The organism is Methanomethylovorans hollandica DSM 15978 (genome assembly GCF_000328665.1).
In the GTDB taxonomy this organism is placed as follows: domain Archaea; phylum Halobacteriota; class Methanosarcinia; order Methanosarcinales; family Methanosarcinaceae; genus Methanomethylovorans; species Methanomethylovorans hollandica.
On the sequence record NC_019977.1, the window covers coordinates 827,816 to 844,782 of the forward strand.

Below are 16,967 nucleotides of genomic sequence, written 5' to 3' on the forward strand. Positions count from 1 at the left end.
CGAGTTATCGCATTCAAATGAGAATTAGGGATTATAGCTGCCTACTTTAACCGAGGATACCACTAAGCAGATTTGTATTCTAAAATTACATAAAATTCATTTTATGTAACTTTTTATTCCCTTCCAGCAACAACCTCCACAGCGGCACATACCTCACCCTCCGCCCCTCGATCTTCTCCTCTCCAAAAGTATCCGCTGTAACAATGGTTCCTTCCTGTATTTTGAAATGTTTCATGCCAGCCAGCAGGCCATTTCTCTCGCGCTCTTTTGTCTGAGGGTCGGACAGGTCTGAGCAGACCTGTATCAACTCATTTATATAGCCATCGAGTATGGCCGATAAAATCTTGAAATTTTGTTTTGTATAGACGAAAACATTGATCTTAAATATCCAGCCACTCGCCAAAAACCAGAGCTTATCTTCCTGAGGGCGACCGGAAAGTTCAGTACGTGGATAGAATACGCAGTTATGGAGAGCATTCTATCTGTATCTGTAAAATATATTGTAGAGTGTCTGCTATAGCATGGAATATACGGGTTTTGAAAAAGGGCCATATGTCAAGGCAACTGAATGGTCATCTGAAAAAAGAGTGTGAGGAGGTTCTACCCTCCCATCATTTATGTGTAAAGTATGCTAGGATCTCTGAGCCCACAGAGTCGATCCTGCAGAAACCGAACCTTTCGAACTGCACTATTTTGTCCAGTTCGGTTGAGATCATTTTTTCGCCAATGCCTTTGAACTCCCCGTCAGGAGAGAGCACTTTGACAGGTATACCGTCAACGGGTGCCCAGTGAATGATCTTCATGCGGTCCTTTTTAAGATTGGCAACCTCATCACCTATGTATCTGGCCTGCAACGGAGCCACGGAAGTGATCTCCACGTTGTACAGATCCTTGAGGCGGATATGTGATCCTGCCTGAAGCTGCTCCACGTCATCCTTACAGACGAACACCCTGTCTGTAACATCGATGCTGCGATGGCCCTTGTTCTCAGTGGGATGCAGAGGAGGTTTGGCTGTGCGGGGTTCTGCACCAGCTATCGGCAGTTCCACGGGGTCCCATACGAAGAAGTATCTGCTCGCGATTGGATCAACCATTTTCCTGTTCTCAGCGTACAGCGTGTCCATGCTGATGCTCACATCAGTTTCGCCGACTCCCATCTCTATCATGAACTTGCGGATGGCCTGGGGCAGTATTCCCCTTCTGCGCATAGCCCTGAGGGTTGGCAGGCGCGGGTCGTCCCAACCGGAGTATTCCCCTTCCTCTATTGCACGGCGCAGAGTGCTGGTACTGAACTTGCCGAACTCGTGCATCTTCACCCTTCCCCAGTGCAGGGTTTTCGGATATTCCCATCCCAGATACTTGTATATGTATGTCTGGCGTTTCTCACTGTCCATGAGGTCCTTGCCCCGGATGATGTGCGTTGTTCCAAGTTCATGATCCTCAATAGCTCCCTCAAAGTCAAGAAGGGGCCACACTACGTACCTGTCATCGACTTTCGGTCTCGGGTGGGGTTGTTTAACAATGCGGAAGATCCCATAATCCCTCATTGCAGGGTCCTTATGCTTGATATCAGTCTTCAGACGCAGCACGGCATCCTTTGCTTCATATTCTCCGGCCAGCATCTTGTCCCAGTATACTAGATTCTCCTGAGGGCTTGTATTTCTGTGAGGGCAAGGTTCGCTGGCATCCTTTAAGCTTTTGAACTCCTCGCTGGTACAGAAACATACGTATGCATTGCCCTGCTCGATTATCTGGCGAGCATATCTGTAATAAAGAGGTATCCTGTCAGAAGCAATGACCACCTGGTCAGGCTCAGCTCCAAGCCACCTGCAATCATCCAGGTACCAGTCATAAGCCTCAAGCATAGGCCTTTTGGTCTGGGGATCTGTGTCATCGAACCTGATGATAAGCTTGCCTTCGTACATTTTCACATACTCGGAATTCACCACTATGCCACGGGTACTGCCCAGGGTAGGAGGACCATTGGGGTTGGGTGCAAAACGCATTACAACTTTTCCACATTCAGCGCCTTCAAGTGGCTTCAGGCCCTTTGCAGGCTCCTTTTTTGCACACATGTTCGCTATCATTTCCGGAGCAAGCTCTTCGAGTCTTGCCTGCCACTGCTCCGGTTTCTCTTTGGATACTCTCTCCAGTATCTCCTGTATCAGAGGAGATACTTCCTTTGCACTGGCTCTCAGATGGGTGCACTCTCCCATCACCTTGCTCATAACAGCCGCAAGCTGTGGGGCCTTTCCATACTTCACGGCATTCTGAAGTGCGTATTTCTCAATGATCTGTTTATCCTCATCAGTTAATGTCATCCGGACTCTCCCTGGATATAAAATAAAGTTCCTGTGTCGCATGAAGCGTGTTATTTTGGCTTAGTTGAGTGGAAACTAGTTAAAGTTGATGTTATGCGAAGTAATACATTAAGCACAAATATATAAAAAAATATACCTTTTTAAATTAACAGATATCAAATAGATCTTCCGACCTGAAGTATGATGGCTGTCATTTTCTGAAGTCTGGTCATCTCATTCTCAAAGTCCTTCAGGAATTCATCCACCGCAGGACCTGCTATTGCACCCTGTATAGACGGCTTGATCAGTTGTTCCTGCTCCAGCACCCGCAGTGAATAACGGACCTTATGGGTGGCCATTCCAGTCTCTTCGGCAAGTTTAAGTATGCCTATCGGTCCCTTTTCAATTACTGTCTTGAGGACCACAAGATGTCTTTCGGAGAGGTCCATTTCCCGTTCTATCTGGTCGAAAAGCATTATACCACCTCGTTTCTCAGAATACCTATGCCTTCGATATCTATCTCTACCACATCTCCGGGGTCAAAAGGACCTACGCCCGAGGGAGTGCCTGTAGCGATGATGTCACCAACTTCAAGTGTCATGATGTTGGATATGAATTCAAGCAGATAAGGGACTTCAAAAATATGGTTTGAAGTGCATGAGTCCTGTTTGATCACACCGTTTACCCGACTGCGTATGCATACGTTCTCCGGATCTATATTGGCTGCAGGCACTATAAAAGGACCAACAGGTGCAAATGTGTCAAAGCTTTTAGCACGTGTCCACTGGTTATCCCTGCGTTGAAGATCCCTTGCAGTGACATCATTAAAACATGTATAACCAGCTATCACATCAACTGCCTTTTCTCTTTTGATGTTCTTGCAGCGTTTGCCTATGACCACCGCCAGCTCTGCTTCAAAGTCCACCTGCTCGCTAATACGCGGATATACTATCTTATCCATATGGCCAATGACAGCTGAAGGGGGTTTCAGGAATATAACAGGTTCTTTTGGTACTGGCATATCCACTTCAATGGCGTGGTCATGGTAGTTCAAACCTACACATATGATCTTTGTGGGCACAGAAGGAGGAAGAATGGTCAGTTCGGAAAGTTCGAATATCTTACCTTCTACATTACCTTTTCCAATTACCTTGTTGCCATCCACATTGCCATAAAAGGTTTCATCCCTGTACCTGAAGCGACCCAGCATATGGTCATGGATTTGCTTTCATTGTAGATAAGAGTGAGTGTCAGGAACAAGCATAACTGCTAGGATATCTATTAAATAGATAAAGAACTTCTCAAATTTGAGGAGATACCTCCGGTAAATTATTTAACCTTACTCTGAGTATTTCCTCCTATGGAATGGTATGTCATAGATGCTGTAGAGGTAGCTTATGAGCGTACAAAAAAGTGTCTTTTTGAGCCATTTGATATCTGGAAATGGGTAAAGCTTGCGATAATCCTGATACTCGTGGGTGGAGGTTCGGGTTATGGGGGCAATTCTTTTAACTCTTTCAACTCTTTTTCGGATACAGAGACATATCCCGGACATGGTCCAGACTATGATCCGGGTTATTATTCGGAATTTAACCCACTTGATCTCATAGAAGATGCAGCTTCTGCAGTGTCTAGTTCAGCCGTTCTGGCAATTTTATCGCTAATATTTCTTTTAGTGATCGTCTTCATGTATATCTCAAGTGTTATGGAATTCGTGTTAGTGGAATCTCTTGTCAGTAATAATGTAAAGTTCTGGGAATATACCCGTCGTTTCTTGGGTAAGGGATTTCATCTATTCCTCATCAGGGTCGCAACACTCATACTGTCTCTGTTAGTACTTGCGGTCATAGTTATCTCTTTCATTTTTATATCTCGCATGTCATCGGGTGATTATTTCTGGCTGTCATTGATCAGTGGAGTTATGATCGTTTTTTTTCTTTTCATTGTTTTTGCGATCATTACCTCTGTTTTCGGCTCCTTCATAAGCATGTCCATACCTATAGTATTGTATAGTAATATTGGTGTGCTTTCAGCTATCCTGGAAGTTCTCAGAAAGTTCAGATCTGACTGGCAACAGATAATTGTTTATTGGGTAGGAAGGGCAGTATTGGGAATAATTGTAGGTATAGCGGCTTTCGTCGTTCTAATGCTTGCACTTCTGGCAACAATAGTGCCTTTTCTGATAGTGGATGTAGTTATCTACTTCTTGTTGTCGTTGGTTCTATCGGGTTTTGAGTGGATAGTTCTTACACCTTTCATTCTTGTAGAAGTAATAATTTTTATAATTGTCATGGCCTTAGTGAGCATGCCTTTCGGTGCCTTCCTCAAATACCACATGCTATCCTTCGTGGAAAAATGGTTTTCTGAAGCAGGTATTCCGTTTGGAAAGGGAATTGACCGTGTGGCAGAACAAGTAGCAGTACCCATGGCCTGACACCCTGTGTTTCTTTTTTCCAGCTTCTATATTTTACTTAAAATATAATTAAAAAAAAATTCTACTCAAACGTGTACTATATATAACTATACTTATTAATTCTAAAGAAGCGGTATAAAATATCTTCCTACCGCTTTAAAACGTTCAGATCCGATCAAATAATAGGGGAATGATAAGATTGGAAACATCTGAACGCGGTCACAGGCCGATGTCTAATAGGGGGAATACTAAATGCAATCCTATAATAATTCTTTTGCAGTACCTCTAATGATCCTTTTTTTTGTCATGGGGATACTTGTTACAGTTGGAAGTGCCATGCCAGTTGATTCTTTTAATTCCCAGTATGGAGGGTCAGTGAGTATAGTCGACATTGATCATAATGCTTCACAAGCCATATCATCTGCGATGAATGAGTTTGTGGTAATACGTACTCTTACTCCTGAAAGTGTTGAGGTCGAAGTGGGAGATACGGTCATATGGAACAATCTCCAAAGACCAAAAAAGCCTATAGTGGTGGTGAGTGATGATGGTTTGTGGGAACCTCAGATCATCTATTATGGTAAATCTTTCACCTACACTTTCCAGAACACAGGTACATACACCTTTTTGATAGAAGGTACTCAGCTGAAGGGTACTGTATTTGTTTTGGAAAAGAAGCTAGAAGATTTGGCTGAAGAGGAAAATGAATCAGATACATCTGGTTCGATGCCCATGATGGTCTGGAACGGAACAAAAAATGTTACCCAGAGCATGATGGACACAGTGACCGGAACCATTGCAGAACTTACCCGGGGAACAAATGAATTCCTCATGATCAGGACACTACAACCCATATCTATGGAAATACAGGCTGGGGAAACTGTTGTCTGGCATAATCTCCAGAGGCCAAAGAAGCCAATAGTTGTGGTGAGCGATGATGGCATGTGGGAGCCTCAGACCATTTACTATGGTAAGGTCTTTAATTATACATTTGATAAGCCGGGGAATTACACTTTCATGCTGGAAGGTACTAATATAACCGGTACTGTAGTTGTTACTGAAGTTTCCACTGCAAGTGCACCGGAATCTATGGAAGAGGCAGCTGCACCTTCTGTTCCGGCAACAAGTCCGGTGATGGTCCAGGATGGTACTAAGGAGAGGGTGCAGGACAGAGCTGAAGAAACAGTTCAAACAGCAAGCCGCACAAACGAATTCCTTATGCTAAGGACAATAACGCCCACTTCCATGGAGGTCCAATCCGGTGAAACTGTTGTCTGGCACAATCTTCACAGGCAAAAGATGCCCATTGTGATCATCAGCAAGGAAGGTCTATGGGAGCCTCAGACTCTATATTATGGGAAGGTATTCACATACACTTTCGATAAAACCGGTACCTACACCTTCACGTTGGAAGGTACTCAGATATCAGGTACTATTGTGGTAAGTTGATCATATTCCCCCTTAGGGGGAATAGTTATCCATTTTCAGTTGGTGAATCTTGTTATCAGGTAAGCCATCATTAGAACAAGCGCCCCTACAATCATCAGTAGAACTACAGCGCCTACAAGCCAGAACTTTAAGGTTTCAGAAAGGGGGATGTGCAGACTGGCGTTTTTTCCTTCCATTTCAACGTAGGAATGTACTCCCCGTTTTTCCGGATGAATCTGTTTTTTTTCCGTGTCAATAACTGGTATGTCTCCGGATACATACTTTTTGTCAAAAGCACGCGTATCCTCTTTTACAATTGTAGTATCATTTTTTAGTTCAGAGACTGTGTCAGCAATTACAGTTTCATTTGTTGTCTCATATGTATTTTGTTCTGATAAATTGCTATCAGGAACAATTACCTGATCAGGTCTTATAATACTTATATCCCCGGAAGATTCTACATATTCAATATCCATCTCACTGGTCTCTTTTACTTCTTCCTCTGTAAAAGTCTCATTTTTATTTATATTACTGAACAGTGATTCTTCTCCCAGGGGTGGATTGAAGGAAAACTCTTCTTGATTTTCCTCTTCGATCTCAGATCCTGTTCTCTCTTCAGACGTTGCAGGCAGATTGTCTGCTTCATTAAAGGTATATTGCGTCTCTTCCACAACATTCTGTTTCTGTTCTCTTACTGTATCCTGTAGATCACTATCATGCTGTGGGAACGAGTTTTCCTCTTTTAGCCGAATGTCCAGCTCGGGATCAAGAAGTATGGCTCTATCATAGCTTTTTTTAGCCTCGTCGAATCTGCCCCTATCCTCAAGTATCCTTCCCTTTTTTAACCATGCACTGATATTATTAGGTTCCAGTTCAAGAGAACGGGTAAAATATTCAAGTTTCTTTTCCGGATCCTGGCTTTTTATTCCCATGCTAAACCAGTTCTCCGCTTCCTTTTGTTTTTTCTTGGATTTCACATCATCCATCAAGCCCATAAGCACACCTCATTTTTTTATTAGTAAACCAAACATCTTTCATCCTTACAACTAATCAGATCCATTGGTATATATAAATACACTGAAAATGTAAGCACCAATGAAGATTGTTCAGCAATGTATCTTTATCAGAACAACTTCTTTTGTCCTGAAGGACCCCTTGCATATTTTCCAAATTCACTGCCTACTAGCTCTTTTCCGTTGAATACCGGTCCGTCCTTGCACACTCTAGCACCAGCATCGTCTATGCAGCATGCTCCACATATCCCGATCCCACACTTGAAGTACCTGTGAAGGCTGAACTCCGTGCGTTCAAGTGCCCCTTCCCTTTCAAGGATCCCAAAGACCCTTTTCATCATCATTTCCGGACCACAGGTATATATTCTGTCATATCCCGAGATATCAAGTTCTTCAAGTACATCTGTCACAAAGCCGCAGCGATGTGCAGAACCGTCATCTGTGGTGATGTAGACCTGTCCGCATTGCAGGAACCTATCCATGAACAACAGTTCATTGACATTCCTGGCTCCCAGGATGGTGGTTACCTGAGAACATGTGGATAATGACTTTTCAGCAAGCGGAGCCAGGGGGGCTGCTCCTACTCCTCCTGCAATGAGCAATATACGTTCTCCGTTTTCTGGAAGCATGAATCCTCTTCCAAAAGGTCCTCTCAATCCCGTAGACTCACCTTCCTGTATTTCGAACAAGCGCGATGTGGCATCGCCGACTTTCTGCACGGTGACGGCATTTTTGTAGGAAAGTGTCATGGGGATCTCATCAATTCCTCTTATCCATACCATAACGAACTGGCCAACAGTAGCATCTTCAAAAGAATGATCAAAAAAGAAGGTACGGGTGGAGGGTGTTTCATCCACAATTTTTACTATATCAGCATTCAATGGTAACATCAGAACCTCTTGTGCGCAATTCCTGTGATGTCTTCGGTCTTCGTATAGCCGTGCTCTTTAAGGAACCTGTTAATACCTGCATTTATGTCGGAGAATACATTCAGTCCCTCATAGACCCCGGAGCCTATTTGTACGGCACTGGCACCTGCCATGATCATTTCCACGGCATGTTGCCAGGTTGATATGCCTCCTACTCCTATTATCGGTATGTCCAGATTCGCATAGAGGTCATAAACACATTTTACAGCAACAGGGCGCACTGCTTCTCCAGAAAGGCCTCCGAAGCGGTTACCAAGTACAGGATAACCTGAATGTATATCTATTGCCATACCGCGTACGGTGTTGATGGCCACCACTGCATCTGCCCCTCCTGCCTGTGCTGCCTTACCTATTGTAACTATGTCTGTGACGTTTGGTGTAAGTTTCACCCATACGGGTATATCAGTAACTTCACATATAGCTGAAGTAACAGCTTTTACCATTGCCGGATCGGTACCTACCGATGCACCATATCCCATGGCATGAGGACAACTGACATTAAGTTCAAAAGCGTCAGGTTTCCCAGGTATCAGCCCTTCTGCAACCATGCGGAACTCTTCTGGATTGCCACCAAAAATACTTGCTATCACAGGCACCCCGGCTTTATTCTTTGCTTTTTCTAGTTCCGGCAAAAAGGCTTCATAGGAGGGATTTGGTAAACCCATGGCGTTCAGGTATCCACAATCAAGCTTTACCATGCTTGGGTTGCTATGTCCGTCCTTGGCTTGTGGGCCAATAGACTTAGTTACCACTGCACCTGCGCCTTCGCGACCCATACGGATAAGCGAAGCACCTGTAGTACCCATGATGCCCGCAGCAAGTATTGTCGGATTCTTTAAGTGCATACCTGTGATGTTCATCTTGGAAACCCCTCTTCTAATTCCGGATACTCACTTGTTGATCCTTAGTTTGGAAACTGCTTCTTTTACAAGGTCTTTGCCGCCCATAGCTACTATCTCCTTGCCAAGTCTTAAGGCATGGTTGCGATAATCTTCAAGAGGAATAACCTCTTCGATACGCACCTGCCGGGTCCCATCAAGGGAAAGGACTTCTGCAAGTACTTTTACCTCATCATTGTTAATGAACTGTGCAAAGGAGCCTATAGGAGCTGTGCATCCACCTTCTACGTCTTTTATCACTATGCGTTCTATTTCCGTGGCGATACGGGTCTGAGTGTGATTAAGTTGAGCGGTCACAGTTTCTGCTTCCGAACCAGCAGGTGTCACAACAGCTATGGTTCCCTGGTTGGCAGATGGGCAAAATTTATCTGTATCCAGGCGCTCGACGTCAAGCTCCCATTTCATACGCTGTAACCCCGCTTCTGCAAGCAGGATCCCATCGTAATGTCCATCCTCAAGTTTCTTCATGCGGGTGTTGATATTACCCCTAAGGTCTTTTATGTGCAGATCTGACCTGTATCTTAAAAGCTGAGCTCTTCGGCGCATGGAAGTGGTGCCGATCACCGCACCTTTTGGCAGATCATCCAGCTTTGCTCCATCCCTTGTCATCAGCACATCACTTGGGGAATCCCTCTCAAGGACAGCAGAAGTTGTAAGTTCTTTTGGTCTGACAGTTGGCAGATCTTTCATGGAATGCACCGCAATCTCTATGAATCCTTCCACCATCCGGTCGTCAAGTTCACGCACAAAGGCGCCAACACCTGCTACTTCATGCAATGGCCGGTCTGTGAATCTGTCGCCTGTAGTCTTTATGATCTTACGGCTTGTTTCAATACCTCTGTCTGCCAGCATCCTGGCAACGATATCCGCCTGTGCAAGAGCAAGGGCACTGCCTCGTGTTCCTATTCTCATGTTAGTGCAACCTTATTTGAGATTTGCTTGGTATGCAGCCAGCAGCCTTTCCAGGTCCTCTTCCGAATGTGCAGTGCAGAGGAAATTCGTTTCGAACTGTGATGGAGGCAGGAATATGCTGCTTTCCAGCATCCTGAAGAAGAATTTCAGATAACCTTCCTTGTCACATCTAAGGACTTCCTGATAGTTGCGGGGTCTGTCCCCAAAGAACACCTTGAACATCGAGGATACACCACACACATTGTAGTTAAGGCCGAGGTCCTCAACAATATCGGTGATGCCCGCACGCAGTTTGTCTCCTGTGGCATTCAGTTTCTTGTGCACGTTCTCTTCTTCCAGTATATCAAGAACAGTAATTCCTGCAGCTACGGATGTGGGGCTGCCGCTGTATGTGCCAGCCTGGTATACGCCACCCGATGGGGCTACCATTTCCATGATCTCTCGTTTTCCTCCGAACACCCCTATGGGCATGCCGCCACCTATGATCTTACCTAAGGTGGTCATATCCGGAGTGACCCCGTAGTATTCCTGGGCTCCACCCATGGCCATGCGGAATCCTGTGATAACCTCATCAAAAATGAGCACGACATCATTCTCTTCTGTGATCTTGCGCACTTCCTGGAGGTAACCCTCATCCGGAAGTATCGGACCAACGTTGCCCATCACAGGCTCCAGTATAAAAGCTGCAATATCTTTTCCGTACTTTTCCATGACCTCTATAAGTGCCTCTATATCGTTGAAAGGCACCTGCAATGTATTCCTTGTGAAGTCCTCAGGTACTCCTAGAGAGTCTGGTTTTCCCAGAGTGGTGGCACCTGAACCGGCCTTAACGAGCACTGCATCATGGGCTCCATGGAAACCGCCTTCTATCTTGATGAACTTGTTCCTGCCGGTAAAACCACGTGCAACACGCAGTGCGCTCATAGTAGCCTCAGTACCGGTGGAAACGAACCTTACCATATCTATGCTCGGGTATATCCCTGCTATCCTTTCCGCAAGCTTGATCTCCAGTTCCGTGGGAGTGCCGTACAGCCAGCCCTTATCAAGCTGTTCGATGATAGTCTGCTTTATTTTTGGGTTGGCATGTCCCAATATATTTGGCCCGTATGCAAGGCAGAAATCTATGTACCCATTGCCGTCAGCATCGGTTATCTTTGATCCCGAGGCGGATACTGTATAAAATGGGAAGGGTTTAATGGCCCTGACAGGACTGCTTACTCCACCTGGTATTAGTTTCCGTGCTTTTTCATATAATTTCTCTGATCTTGTCAATTCCACTAACATCACCATTCTATTATTTTAACATCCTTGCAAGGTCCTTAGCAAAATAGGTTAGTATCATATCTGCTCCTGCTCTTTTGATGGAAAGCAGGGATTCATACATTACCTTATTCTCGTCCAGCCAGCCCAAACGTGCAGCAGCTTTCAGCATTGCGAACTCCCCGCTGACATTGTATGCAGCAGTGGGCATCTTGAACTCTGTCTTGATGCGATAGAGTACGTCGAGATAAGGAAGGGCGGGTTTTACCATAATAACATCAGCCCCTTCCAATATATCCAGTTCTGCTTCTCTCACTGCTTCATCTGAATTTGCAGGGTCCATCTGGTAACTGGAACGATCTCCAAACGAATAACCGGAATCAGCTGCTTCCCTGAAAGGTCCGTAAAAAGCAGAAGAGTACTTCGCTGCATATGACATTATAGGCACATCACTACAGTTACTTTTGTCAAGTGCGTCTCTTATGGCAGTTATCATTCCGTCCATCATTCCGGAAGGAGCTACCATATCTGCTCCGGCCAGTGCATGGCTTACTGCAGTTCTGCCAAGCAGAGGAAGTGTGGGATCGTTCAATATCTGTTCATGTTCCATATCAACTACGCCACAATGTCCATGACTTGTATATTCGCACAGGCACACATCTGTTATAACATACATGTCCTTTCCAAGCTCGTTCTTTATCTCGCGCACTGCCCGCTGTACTACATCATCCTCGCCCCATGCGCTGCTTCCTTTATCATCTTTTGTGGAAGGTATCCCAAAGAGTATAACGGCGGGAATTCCCAGTTCTGCTGCTTCTTTAGCATCGTCTGCTGCCATCTCCACGGGAAGCCTGGAGATCCCCGGCATTGAGGACATTGCTAGTGGTGAATCGATATTTTCATCCACGAACATGGGATAGATAAGGTCATCCACCGAAAGTGAGGTCTCTCGGATCATATCTCTTATCTTGCCGCTTCTTAGCCTTCTCATCCTAACCTGTGGGAACATTTGATCACTTCTGTTATTTGCATTTGTTATTGTTCTTTTCCGGGATCTTATCAATATTGAATAACCTTGAGACCACATCCAGCAGCTCATCATCGCTCATTTCTGCAGCGTTGCGCAGTACTTTTGTAGGCTCTGCCAAAATTTTATTGACTATTGAATGTGTGAGGTCATCCAGCACTTTGTTCTCTATCTCACCAATGGTGTGATAAGCGCGCAGTTTAGTAACAGCACGTTCTTTTTCCTGTTTTCTTACATTATACACATTGGCATAAATGGCAGAAACTATATGGTCAGCTTTCTGCTGCTTGTATTGTTTCAGTAGCAAGCACAGCTCCTCATCAACTATTTTTTCTGCCTTCTTAGCTTCTTCTTTGCGTTGTGCCAGATTCCTTTCGTTTATGATCCTTAGATTATCTATGTTGTACAGTTTGACATGCTCAATCTCTGCAACACTTGATTCGATATCTCTTGGGTTGGCGATATCGATAAGAAGAAGGTCTCTTTCCCGGCCTTTCATGATCTCTTCTATCAAAGATATTCTAAGTACATAGTGAGGTGCGGATGTGGCACTGATAACTACATCTGCCTTTCGTACATTTTCGGCCAGGTTCTCAAAATGCACTGCATGGCCTCCCATACTATCGGCCAGATCTCTGGCTTTTTCAAAAGTGCGATTTGCTATATATACCAGATCCATTTCTCTATGAGCAAGCGCCCTGGTCACCAGAGTTCCCATCTCCCCGGTACCAATAACGAGAATCATTTTTCCTTCCAGGCCTCCAAGTACCATTTCAGCCAGATCGACTGCAGCTGAACCAATAGATACTGAACCTCTGTTCACTTCCGTTTCTGTACGGACGCGCTTACCTACCTGTATGGCTTTGCTGAAGGCCGTATCAAGCATTCTTCCGGTAGTGCCTGTTTTTTTTGCAAGCAGGTACATATCTCTTATCTGCCCAAGGATCTGGTCCTCCCCGACGATCATTGATTCCAGTCCGCAAGCCAGACGTAAGAGGTGTAAGAGTGACTCATTGTGGTCCAGGAATTCGACCACTTGCAAGGGAAAGGCCATACTTTTTGCAAAATTGAACAACACACTGCTGCCTTTCGGGGAAACCACATATATCTCTATGCGGTTGCAGGTCTTCATCACCACACATTCCTGGACGAACTCATTTGAATAAAGGCTCCTGAGCACTTCTTCAAGGTCACCATTCCATGACCTTTCCATTTCTTCTATGCTGGCTTTGGAATGGGTTATCACCATGCTGTTTATCTCAGTCAATGTTACCTCCATCGGTACCAATGGCCGGTTCCATGTCTGAGAGGTGGGAATGTGGTTCCATGATATCAATCTTTCTTATTGATTTGTTTCTGTACTATAACATATGCTCTTTTATACGCTTTTTCGTATGATTCAGAGATATCTTTCCAGACCATCGGATCCTCCAGTACTTCCCAAAGGATCGTTTTTCGCATCTTTTGTTCTTTAATATGTTCTTTGAGATAAGTTCGGATGTCATTCTGCAGTAATATCATCTGCTCATATTCGGGAGTGATGACCTTTTCGATGTTCTGACGGACATATCTTGAAAAAGCCGGGCTTGAACCAGTGGTAGAAATACCAATTACCAGATCTCCTCTATGGATCACAGCTGGTATTGTAATTTCTCCTATGGTATCTACCTGATTTGTCAATATTTTCAGGGATCTTGCGATGGTTGTGATACGATCGTTTATTTGCCTGTTGCTGGTGGCAGGGATCACAAGAAAAGCATCCTCTATAATCTCTTTGATATCATTATCTGAAAGTGTGCCTGCATCCGCTCGTATGAGTGTTGCAAGCTTTTGGTCATGGAGTTCACTTAGTCTGTGAGAGAAATTCCTGCTTATAACAACCGTATTGCCATATTCACTGAACAATTCTGCTTTTCTTTCCCCTACGGAGCCCCCGCCAAAGATCACCACTGTTCTGCCGTGCAGGTCAATCATTAGTGGAAGGAATCGTTTATTCTCTGGCATGTTATTCTCCTATTTGGTTCTGGAATTTATGATAATGTTACTATAGTCTTATGCCTATTTTCTTGAATTCCTTTTCACTGAACATGACCTTATAGTCATCTATCCCTGTAAGTTTCGATATCTCTTCTGCAATAGCCAGACATTCATCACGGGAATAGGAATGGACCATTGTGAAAATATTATACGGCCAGCCGGGATGACGGGGGCGGGCATAACAGTGTGTCACATCATCTACGGTTGCCATAAGTTTGCCCACATCTTCTACATTCTCATCAGGGACGTTCCAGACACACATTGCATTAGCAGTGATGCCGATATCCCGATGTCCTATGGAGGCGCCGAATCTTCTTATAATACCCAGTTCTTTCATCAAAGTTATCTGCTTAACAACTTCTTCTTCGGTTATGCTAAGCTGTTGTGAAATATCCTGGTAAGGTGATGAAGTGATGGGTATACCTTCCTGTGTCAGGACAAGTATCTGTTTTTGGATCTCTGTCATTTCCATAAGTATCACTTTATCTTGAACTTAACTCCTATTTTGAACAGCTGGGTGGTTGGCAGGTCCATCATTGGGCATTGGATCTCCTGCCTCAGTTCCTCAAGTATTTCCTGCAGGCGCTGGCTGCTGGGTGCGGAGAGTGTGAACCATATATTATAATCCCCCGGGCGCAGATAGTTATGTGATACTTCCGGATAGGAATTTATTAGTTCTGCAATACGCTCTATTTTCTCTTCCGGAGCTTTCAACGCAACAAGAGTACCTACACGCCCGGTTTCTTTGCTGTTAATAATAGGTCCTATACGTCTTATAGCTCCTTCATCCAAGAGGTGTTGCATGCGCTTGACCACTTCATCCTCGGGGATCCCTGTCTTATCTGCCAGTATCCTGAAAGGATGTGTATCAAGTGGAAAATCCAGTTGTACAAGATTCAGGAGTTTCTTATCTGTTTCATCTATCCGGATCATGTGAATCCTCGTTTTTAGGTATATATATGCAATATGGTTCTTCAGCGAGGTAGTCTCCTGTTGCTGCATAAGCTCTTGCTCTGCATCCGGAGCATACATTTTTGAATTCGCATCTGCCACATTTGCCTTTCAATCTGGAAGTGTCTCTCAGGTCTCTGAAGACCCGGGCATCTGTCCAGATATCCCTAAAGGGCTGCTGCCTTATGTTCCCTGCAAGTACCGGCAGGTATCCGCAGGGGTACACATCACCTGTACTGGAGACAAAGCAAAAACCGGTGCCACCAAGACAACCTTTTGTCATTGCCTCGTATCCGTGCGTTTTGACCGAGACCTCAATACCCTCTTTCTTGGCACGCTGGCGCATTATTCGGAAATAATGGGGTGCACATGTTGCCTTCAACTGGATAGGTGTTGTTTTTTGCTGGTCATAGAACCAGTTAAGGACACGTTCATACTCAACAGGCGGTATCTCTTCATTTTCCAGTTCTTTACCTCGGCCTGTGGGTACAAGCAAAAATATATGTAATGCCTCTGCACCAATCTCCTCTGCCATTCTTAGGATATGAGGTATTTCATCAACATTCCTTTTTGTAACAGTGGTATTTATCTGGAACTCTATACCTGCTTTTTTAAGTGCTTCTATGCCTTTCATGGAGCCTTCAAAAGCACCCGGAACACAGCGAAAATCGTCATGGAAATCTGCCGTAGCGCCATCGAGGCTTACACTCACCCTTTTGATACCTGCTTCAAGAAGCTGTTTTGCAACCTCCTCAGTGACAAGGGTTCCATTTGTGGCAAGCACAACCCTTAGCCCTTTTTCGGTACCGTAATGTGCTAGTTCGTAGACATCTCTTCTTACAAGAGGTTCACCACCACTAAGGATCAAAATGGGATTGCCCATTTCCACTATCTCGTCTATGAAATGTTTTGCTTCCTTAGTGTTAAGCTCTCCTTCAGGTATCTGTGAAGTAGAGGCTCCTCTGCAGTGTTTGCAAGAAAGGTTACAGCCCGCGGTAAGTTCCCATGCAATTAATCTGGGAGGTTTGAAAGAAGGCTCAATATTTTGTTCCATATTGATCTCAAAGGTTTTAGTTATTTTTTTGTATTCAAGCTCATAAATTTCAGTGCCTATCTTTGGCACTTCATATCTTATGACAATCGACTTAAATAGGATGTGTCTATACTCACTAACCCATATTAATAATTAGTTGTGTTACTTAAAGATGCGGACATATAATTATGATGTATGGGCATTTGTTTACAGATGATCAGTATGCAATAAAGGTGGTAATATGGAAGCTTTCGTTATTGCCTTCTTTGTAACCTGGATAGTTATACTTTTATATATCCTTCGCATGATTAGGACTTATTACTATTTGCAACGTGAGATAAACATACTTAAGAAAGTGGATGGGAATTGAGCTAGGTATGGAAAAACAGCAAAAAACTATTGCAGTAATCCTGTTCGTAGTATTGGTTGCGGTGATCGGTCTGTGGGGGGTTGATTTTTCCCAGAGTTATTTAATGGTATCCGATTTGGCAAACGATCCACAGTCTCATATAGGGAATGAGGTCAATACTATGGGCAATATAAAGAACGGGACTTTACAGGTAGTACCGGGAGTAATTACCTTTTCACTGGTAGATCTGGAGGATCATGTATCTGAGATCCAGGTGCAATATACTGGAGATCTGCCTGCAAGTTTTGTTGAAGGACAGGGTATCAGTCTGAGCGGGACCATGGTTTCTGCTCAGAAGATAGAAGCTCACCAGATAGTGATGGGTTGTCCATCTAAATATACTGAATAATGTCATG

19 protein-coding genes are annotated in these 16,967 nt (G+C 44.3%); 4 read left to right on the forward strand and 15 right to left on the reverse strand.

Going from position 1 to position 16,967, the window contains the following annotated elements; all coding sequences use genetic code 11:
• Positions 1–85 precede the first annotated feature (85 nt).
• The 4 genes from METHO_RS03925 to METHO_RS03940 all read right to left on the reverse strand — a co-directional run bounded on the left by METHO_RS03925 (position 86) and on the right by METHO_RS03940 (position 3,510).
• Positions 86–307, reverse strand: coding sequence for a hypothetical protein (locus METHO_RS03925; protein ID WP_156811026.1), 222 nt, complete (start codon positions 305–307; stop codon positions 86–88).
• 304 nt (positions 308–611) lie between these two features.
• A complete protein-coding gene (locus METHO_RS03930; RefSeq protein WP_015324223.1) occupies positions 612–2,321 on the reverse strand; it encodes a glutamate--tRNA ligase in 1,710 nt (569 codons plus the stop codon).
• Positions 2,322–2,476: 155 nt separating this feature from the next.
• Positions 2,477–2,776: a hypothetical protein gene (locus METHO_RS03935; protein WP_015324224.1), complete on the reverse strand. Its 300-nt coding sequence runs from the start codon at positions 2,774–2,776 to the stop codon at positions 2,477–2,479.
• Entirely contained in the window at positions 2,776–3,510 is a 735-nt protein-coding gene (locus METHO_RS03940; RefSeq protein ID WP_015324225.1) for a fumarylacetoacetate hydrolase family protein, read from the reverse strand. The genes METHO_RS03935 and METHO_RS03940 overlap by 1 nt, the downstream gene beginning before the upstream one ends.
• Before the next feature lie 150 nt (positions 3,511–3,660).
• On the opposite strand from METHO_RS03940, the gene METHO_RS03945 reads away from it, so the two are divergent.
• Together METHO_RS03945 and METHO_RS03950 are read left to right on the forward strand one after the other, a co-directional pair.
• Positions 3,661–4,734: a DUF7544 domain-containing protein gene (locus METHO_RS03945; protein WP_015324226.1), complete on the forward strand. Its 1,074-nt coding sequence runs from the start codon at positions 3,661–3,663 to the stop codon at positions 4,732–4,734.
• A 231-nt stretch (positions 4,735–4,965) separates the two neighbouring features.
• Positions 4,966–6,162 carry a hypothetical protein gene (locus METHO_RS03950; protein ID WP_015324227.1) on the forward strand — a complete coding sequence of 399 codons (1,197 nt, stop codon included), beginning with the start codon at positions 4,966–4,968 and terminating at the stop codon, positions 6,160–6,162.
• Positions 6,163–6,197: 35 nt separating this feature from the next.
• Here the strand turns inward: METHO_RS03950 and METHO_RS03955 are convergent, their stop codons facing one another.
• The 11 genes from METHO_RS03955 to ahbD all read right to left on the reverse strand — a co-directional run bounded on the left by METHO_RS03955 (position 6,198) and on the right by ahbD (position 16,223).
• Complete coding sequence (locus METHO_RS03955; RefSeq protein ID WP_015324228.1) at positions 6,198–7,136, reverse strand: tetratricopeptide repeat protein; 939 nt, start codon at positions 7,134–7,136, stop codon at positions 6,198–6,200.
• Positions 7,137–7,264: 128 nt separating this feature from the next.
• Complete coding sequence (locus METHO_RS03960) at positions 7,265–8,044, reverse strand: dihydroorotate dehydrogenase electron transfer subunit (RefSeq protein ID WP_015324229.1); 780 nt, start codon at positions 8,042–8,044, stop codon at positions 7,265–7,267.
• On the reverse strand, positions 8,044–8,943 hold the full coding sequence (locus METHO_RS03965; RefSeq protein ID WP_015324230.1) for a dihydroorotate dehydrogenase: 900 nt from the start codon (positions 8,941–8,943) through the stop codon (positions 8,044–8,046). The genes METHO_RS03960 and METHO_RS03965 overlap by 1 nt, the downstream gene beginning before the upstream one ends.
• Positions 8,944–8,973: 30 nt before the next feature.
• Positions 8,974–9,894 carry a hydroxymethylbilane synthase gene (hemC, locus tag METHO_RS03970; RefSeq protein WP_015324231.1) on the reverse strand — a complete coding sequence of 307 codons (921 nt, stop codon included), beginning with the start codon at positions 9,892–9,894 and terminating at the stop codon, positions 8,974–8,976.
• Positions 9,895–9,906: 12 nt separating this feature from the next.
• Entirely contained in the window at positions 9,907–11,178 is a 1,272-nt protein-coding gene (gene hemL, locus METHO_RS03975) for a glutamate-1-semialdehyde 2,1-aminomutase (RefSeq protein WP_015324232.1), read from the reverse strand.
• A 10-nt stretch (positions 11,179–11,188) separates the two neighbouring features.
• Positions 11,189–12,163 carry a porphobilinogen synthase gene (gene hemB, locus METHO_RS03980; RefSeq protein ID WP_015324233.1) on the reverse strand — a complete coding sequence of 325 codons (975 nt, stop codon included), beginning with the start codon at positions 12,161–12,163 and terminating at the stop codon, positions 11,189–11,191.
• Positions 12,164–12,176: 13 nt separating this feature from the next.
• Entirely contained in the window at positions 12,177–13,448 is a 1,272-nt protein-coding gene (gene hemA / locus METHO_RS03985) for a glutamyl-tRNA reductase (RefSeq protein WP_015324234.1), read from the reverse strand.
• Positions 13,449–13,513: 65 nt separating this feature from the next.
• On the reverse strand, positions 13,514–14,185 hold the full coding sequence (locus METHO_RS03990; RefSeq protein WP_015324235.1) for a precorrin-2 dehydrogenase/sirohydrochlorin ferrochelatase family protein: 672 nt from the start codon (positions 14,183–14,185) through the stop codon (positions 13,514–13,516).
• Positions 14,186–14,225: 40 nt separating this feature from the next.
• A complete protein-coding gene (gene ahbB / locus METHO_RS03995) occupies positions 14,226–14,690 on the reverse strand; it encodes a siroheme decarboxylase subunit beta (protein WP_015324236.1) in 465 nt (154 codons plus the stop codon).
• Positions 14,691–14,695: 5 nt separating this feature from the next.
• The gene (ahbA, locus tag METHO_RS04000) at positions 14,696–15,151 is read right to left on the reverse strand and encodes a siroheme decarboxylase subunit alpha (RefSeq protein ID WP_015324237.1); all 456 of its coding nucleotides are present in this window, start codon (positions 15,149–15,151) and stop codon (positions 14,696–14,698) included.
• The gene (gene ahbD, locus METHO_RS04005; protein ID WP_048831225.1) at positions 15,135–16,223 is read right to left on the reverse strand and encodes a heme b synthase; all 1,089 of its coding nucleotides are present in this window, start codon (positions 16,221–16,223) and stop codon (positions 15,135–15,137) included. Before ahbD ends, ahbA begins: the two co-directional genes overlap by 17 nt.
• Positions 16,224–16,443: 220 nt before the next feature.
• Between ahbD and METHO_RS14385 the strand changes: the two genes are divergently transcribed.
• Entirely contained in the window at positions 16,444–16,572 is a 129-nt protein-coding gene (locus METHO_RS14385) for a CcmD family protein (protein ID WP_015324239.1), read from the forward strand.
• Complete coding sequence (locus METHO_RS04010) at positions 16,562–16,960, forward strand: cytochrome c maturation protein CcmE domain-containing protein (RefSeq protein ID WP_015324240.1); 399 nt, start codon at positions 16,562–16,564, stop codon at positions 16,958–16,960. Before METHO_RS14385 ends, METHO_RS04010 begins: the two co-directional genes overlap by 11 nt.
• Positions 16,961–16,967: the final 7 nt, after the last annotated feature.

Bases quoted from the DNA above. Each gene is read 5' to 3' on its own strand.
- METHO_RS03935 (WP_015324224.1), bottom strand. From the start codon at position 2,776: ATGCTTTTCGACCAGATAGAACGGGAAATGGACCTCTCCGAAAGACAT.
- hemC (WP_015324231.1), bottom strand. From the start codon at position 9,894: ATGAGAATAGGAACACGAGGCAGTGCCCTTGCTCTTGCACAGGCGGAT.
- METHO_RS03955 (WP_015324228.1), bottom strand. From the start codon at position 7,136: ATGGGCTTGATGGATGATGTGAAATCCAAGAAAAAACAAAAGGAAGCG.
- METHO_RS04010 (WP_015324240.1), top strand. From the start codon at position 16,562: ATGGGAATTGAGCTAGGTATGGAAAAACAGCAAAAAACTATTGCAGTA.
- METHO_RS03930 (WP_015324223.1), bottom strand. From the start codon at position 2,321: ATGACATTAACTGATGAGGATAAACAGATCATTGAGAAATACGCACTT.
- ahbD (WP_048831225.1), bottom strand. From the start codon at position 16,223: ATGGAACAAAATATTGAGCCTTCTTTCAAACCTCCCAGATTAATTGCA.
- METHO_RS03960 (WP_015324229.1), bottom strand. From the start codon at position 8,044: ATGTTACCATTGAATGCTGATATAGTAAAAATTGTGGATGAAACACCC.
- METHO_RS14385 (WP_015324239.1), top strand. From the start codon at position 16,444: ATGGAAGCTTTCGTTATTGCCTTCTTTGTAACCTGGATAGTTATACTT.
- hemB (WP_015324233.1), bottom strand. From the start codon at position 12,163: ATGTTCCCACAGGTTAGGATGAGAAGGCTAAGAAGCGGCAAGATAAGA.
- METHO_RS03950 (WP_015324227.1), top strand. From the start codon at position 4,966: ATGCAATCCTATAATAATTCTTTTGCAGTACCTCTAATGATCCTTTTT.
- hemL (WP_015324232.1), bottom strand. From the start codon at position 11,178: ATGTTAGTGGAATTGACAAGATCAGAGAAATTATATGAAAAAGCACGG.
- METHO_RS03990 (WP_015324235.1), bottom strand. From the start codon at position 14,185: ATGCCAGAGAATAAACGATTCCTTCCACTAATGATTGACCTGCACGGC.
- ahbA (WP_015324237.1), bottom strand. From the start codon at position 15,151: ATGATCCGGATAGATGAAACAGATAAGAAACTCCTGAATCTTGTACAA.
- METHO_RS03945 (WP_015324226.1), top strand. From the start codon at position 3,661: ATGGAATGGTATGTCATAGATGCTGTAGAGGTAGCTTATGAGCGTACA.
- METHO_RS03965 (WP_015324230.1), bottom strand. From the start codon at position 8,943: ATGAACATCACAGGTATGCACTTAAAGAATCCGACAATACTTGCTGCG.
- ahbB (WP_015324236.1), bottom strand. From the start codon at position 14,690: ATGGAAATGACAGAGATCCAAAAACAGATACTTGTCCTGACACAGGAA.
- METHO_RS03940 (WP_015324225.1), bottom strand. From the start codon at position 3,510: ATGCTGGGTCGCTTCAGGTACAGGGATGAAACCTTTTATGGCAATGTG.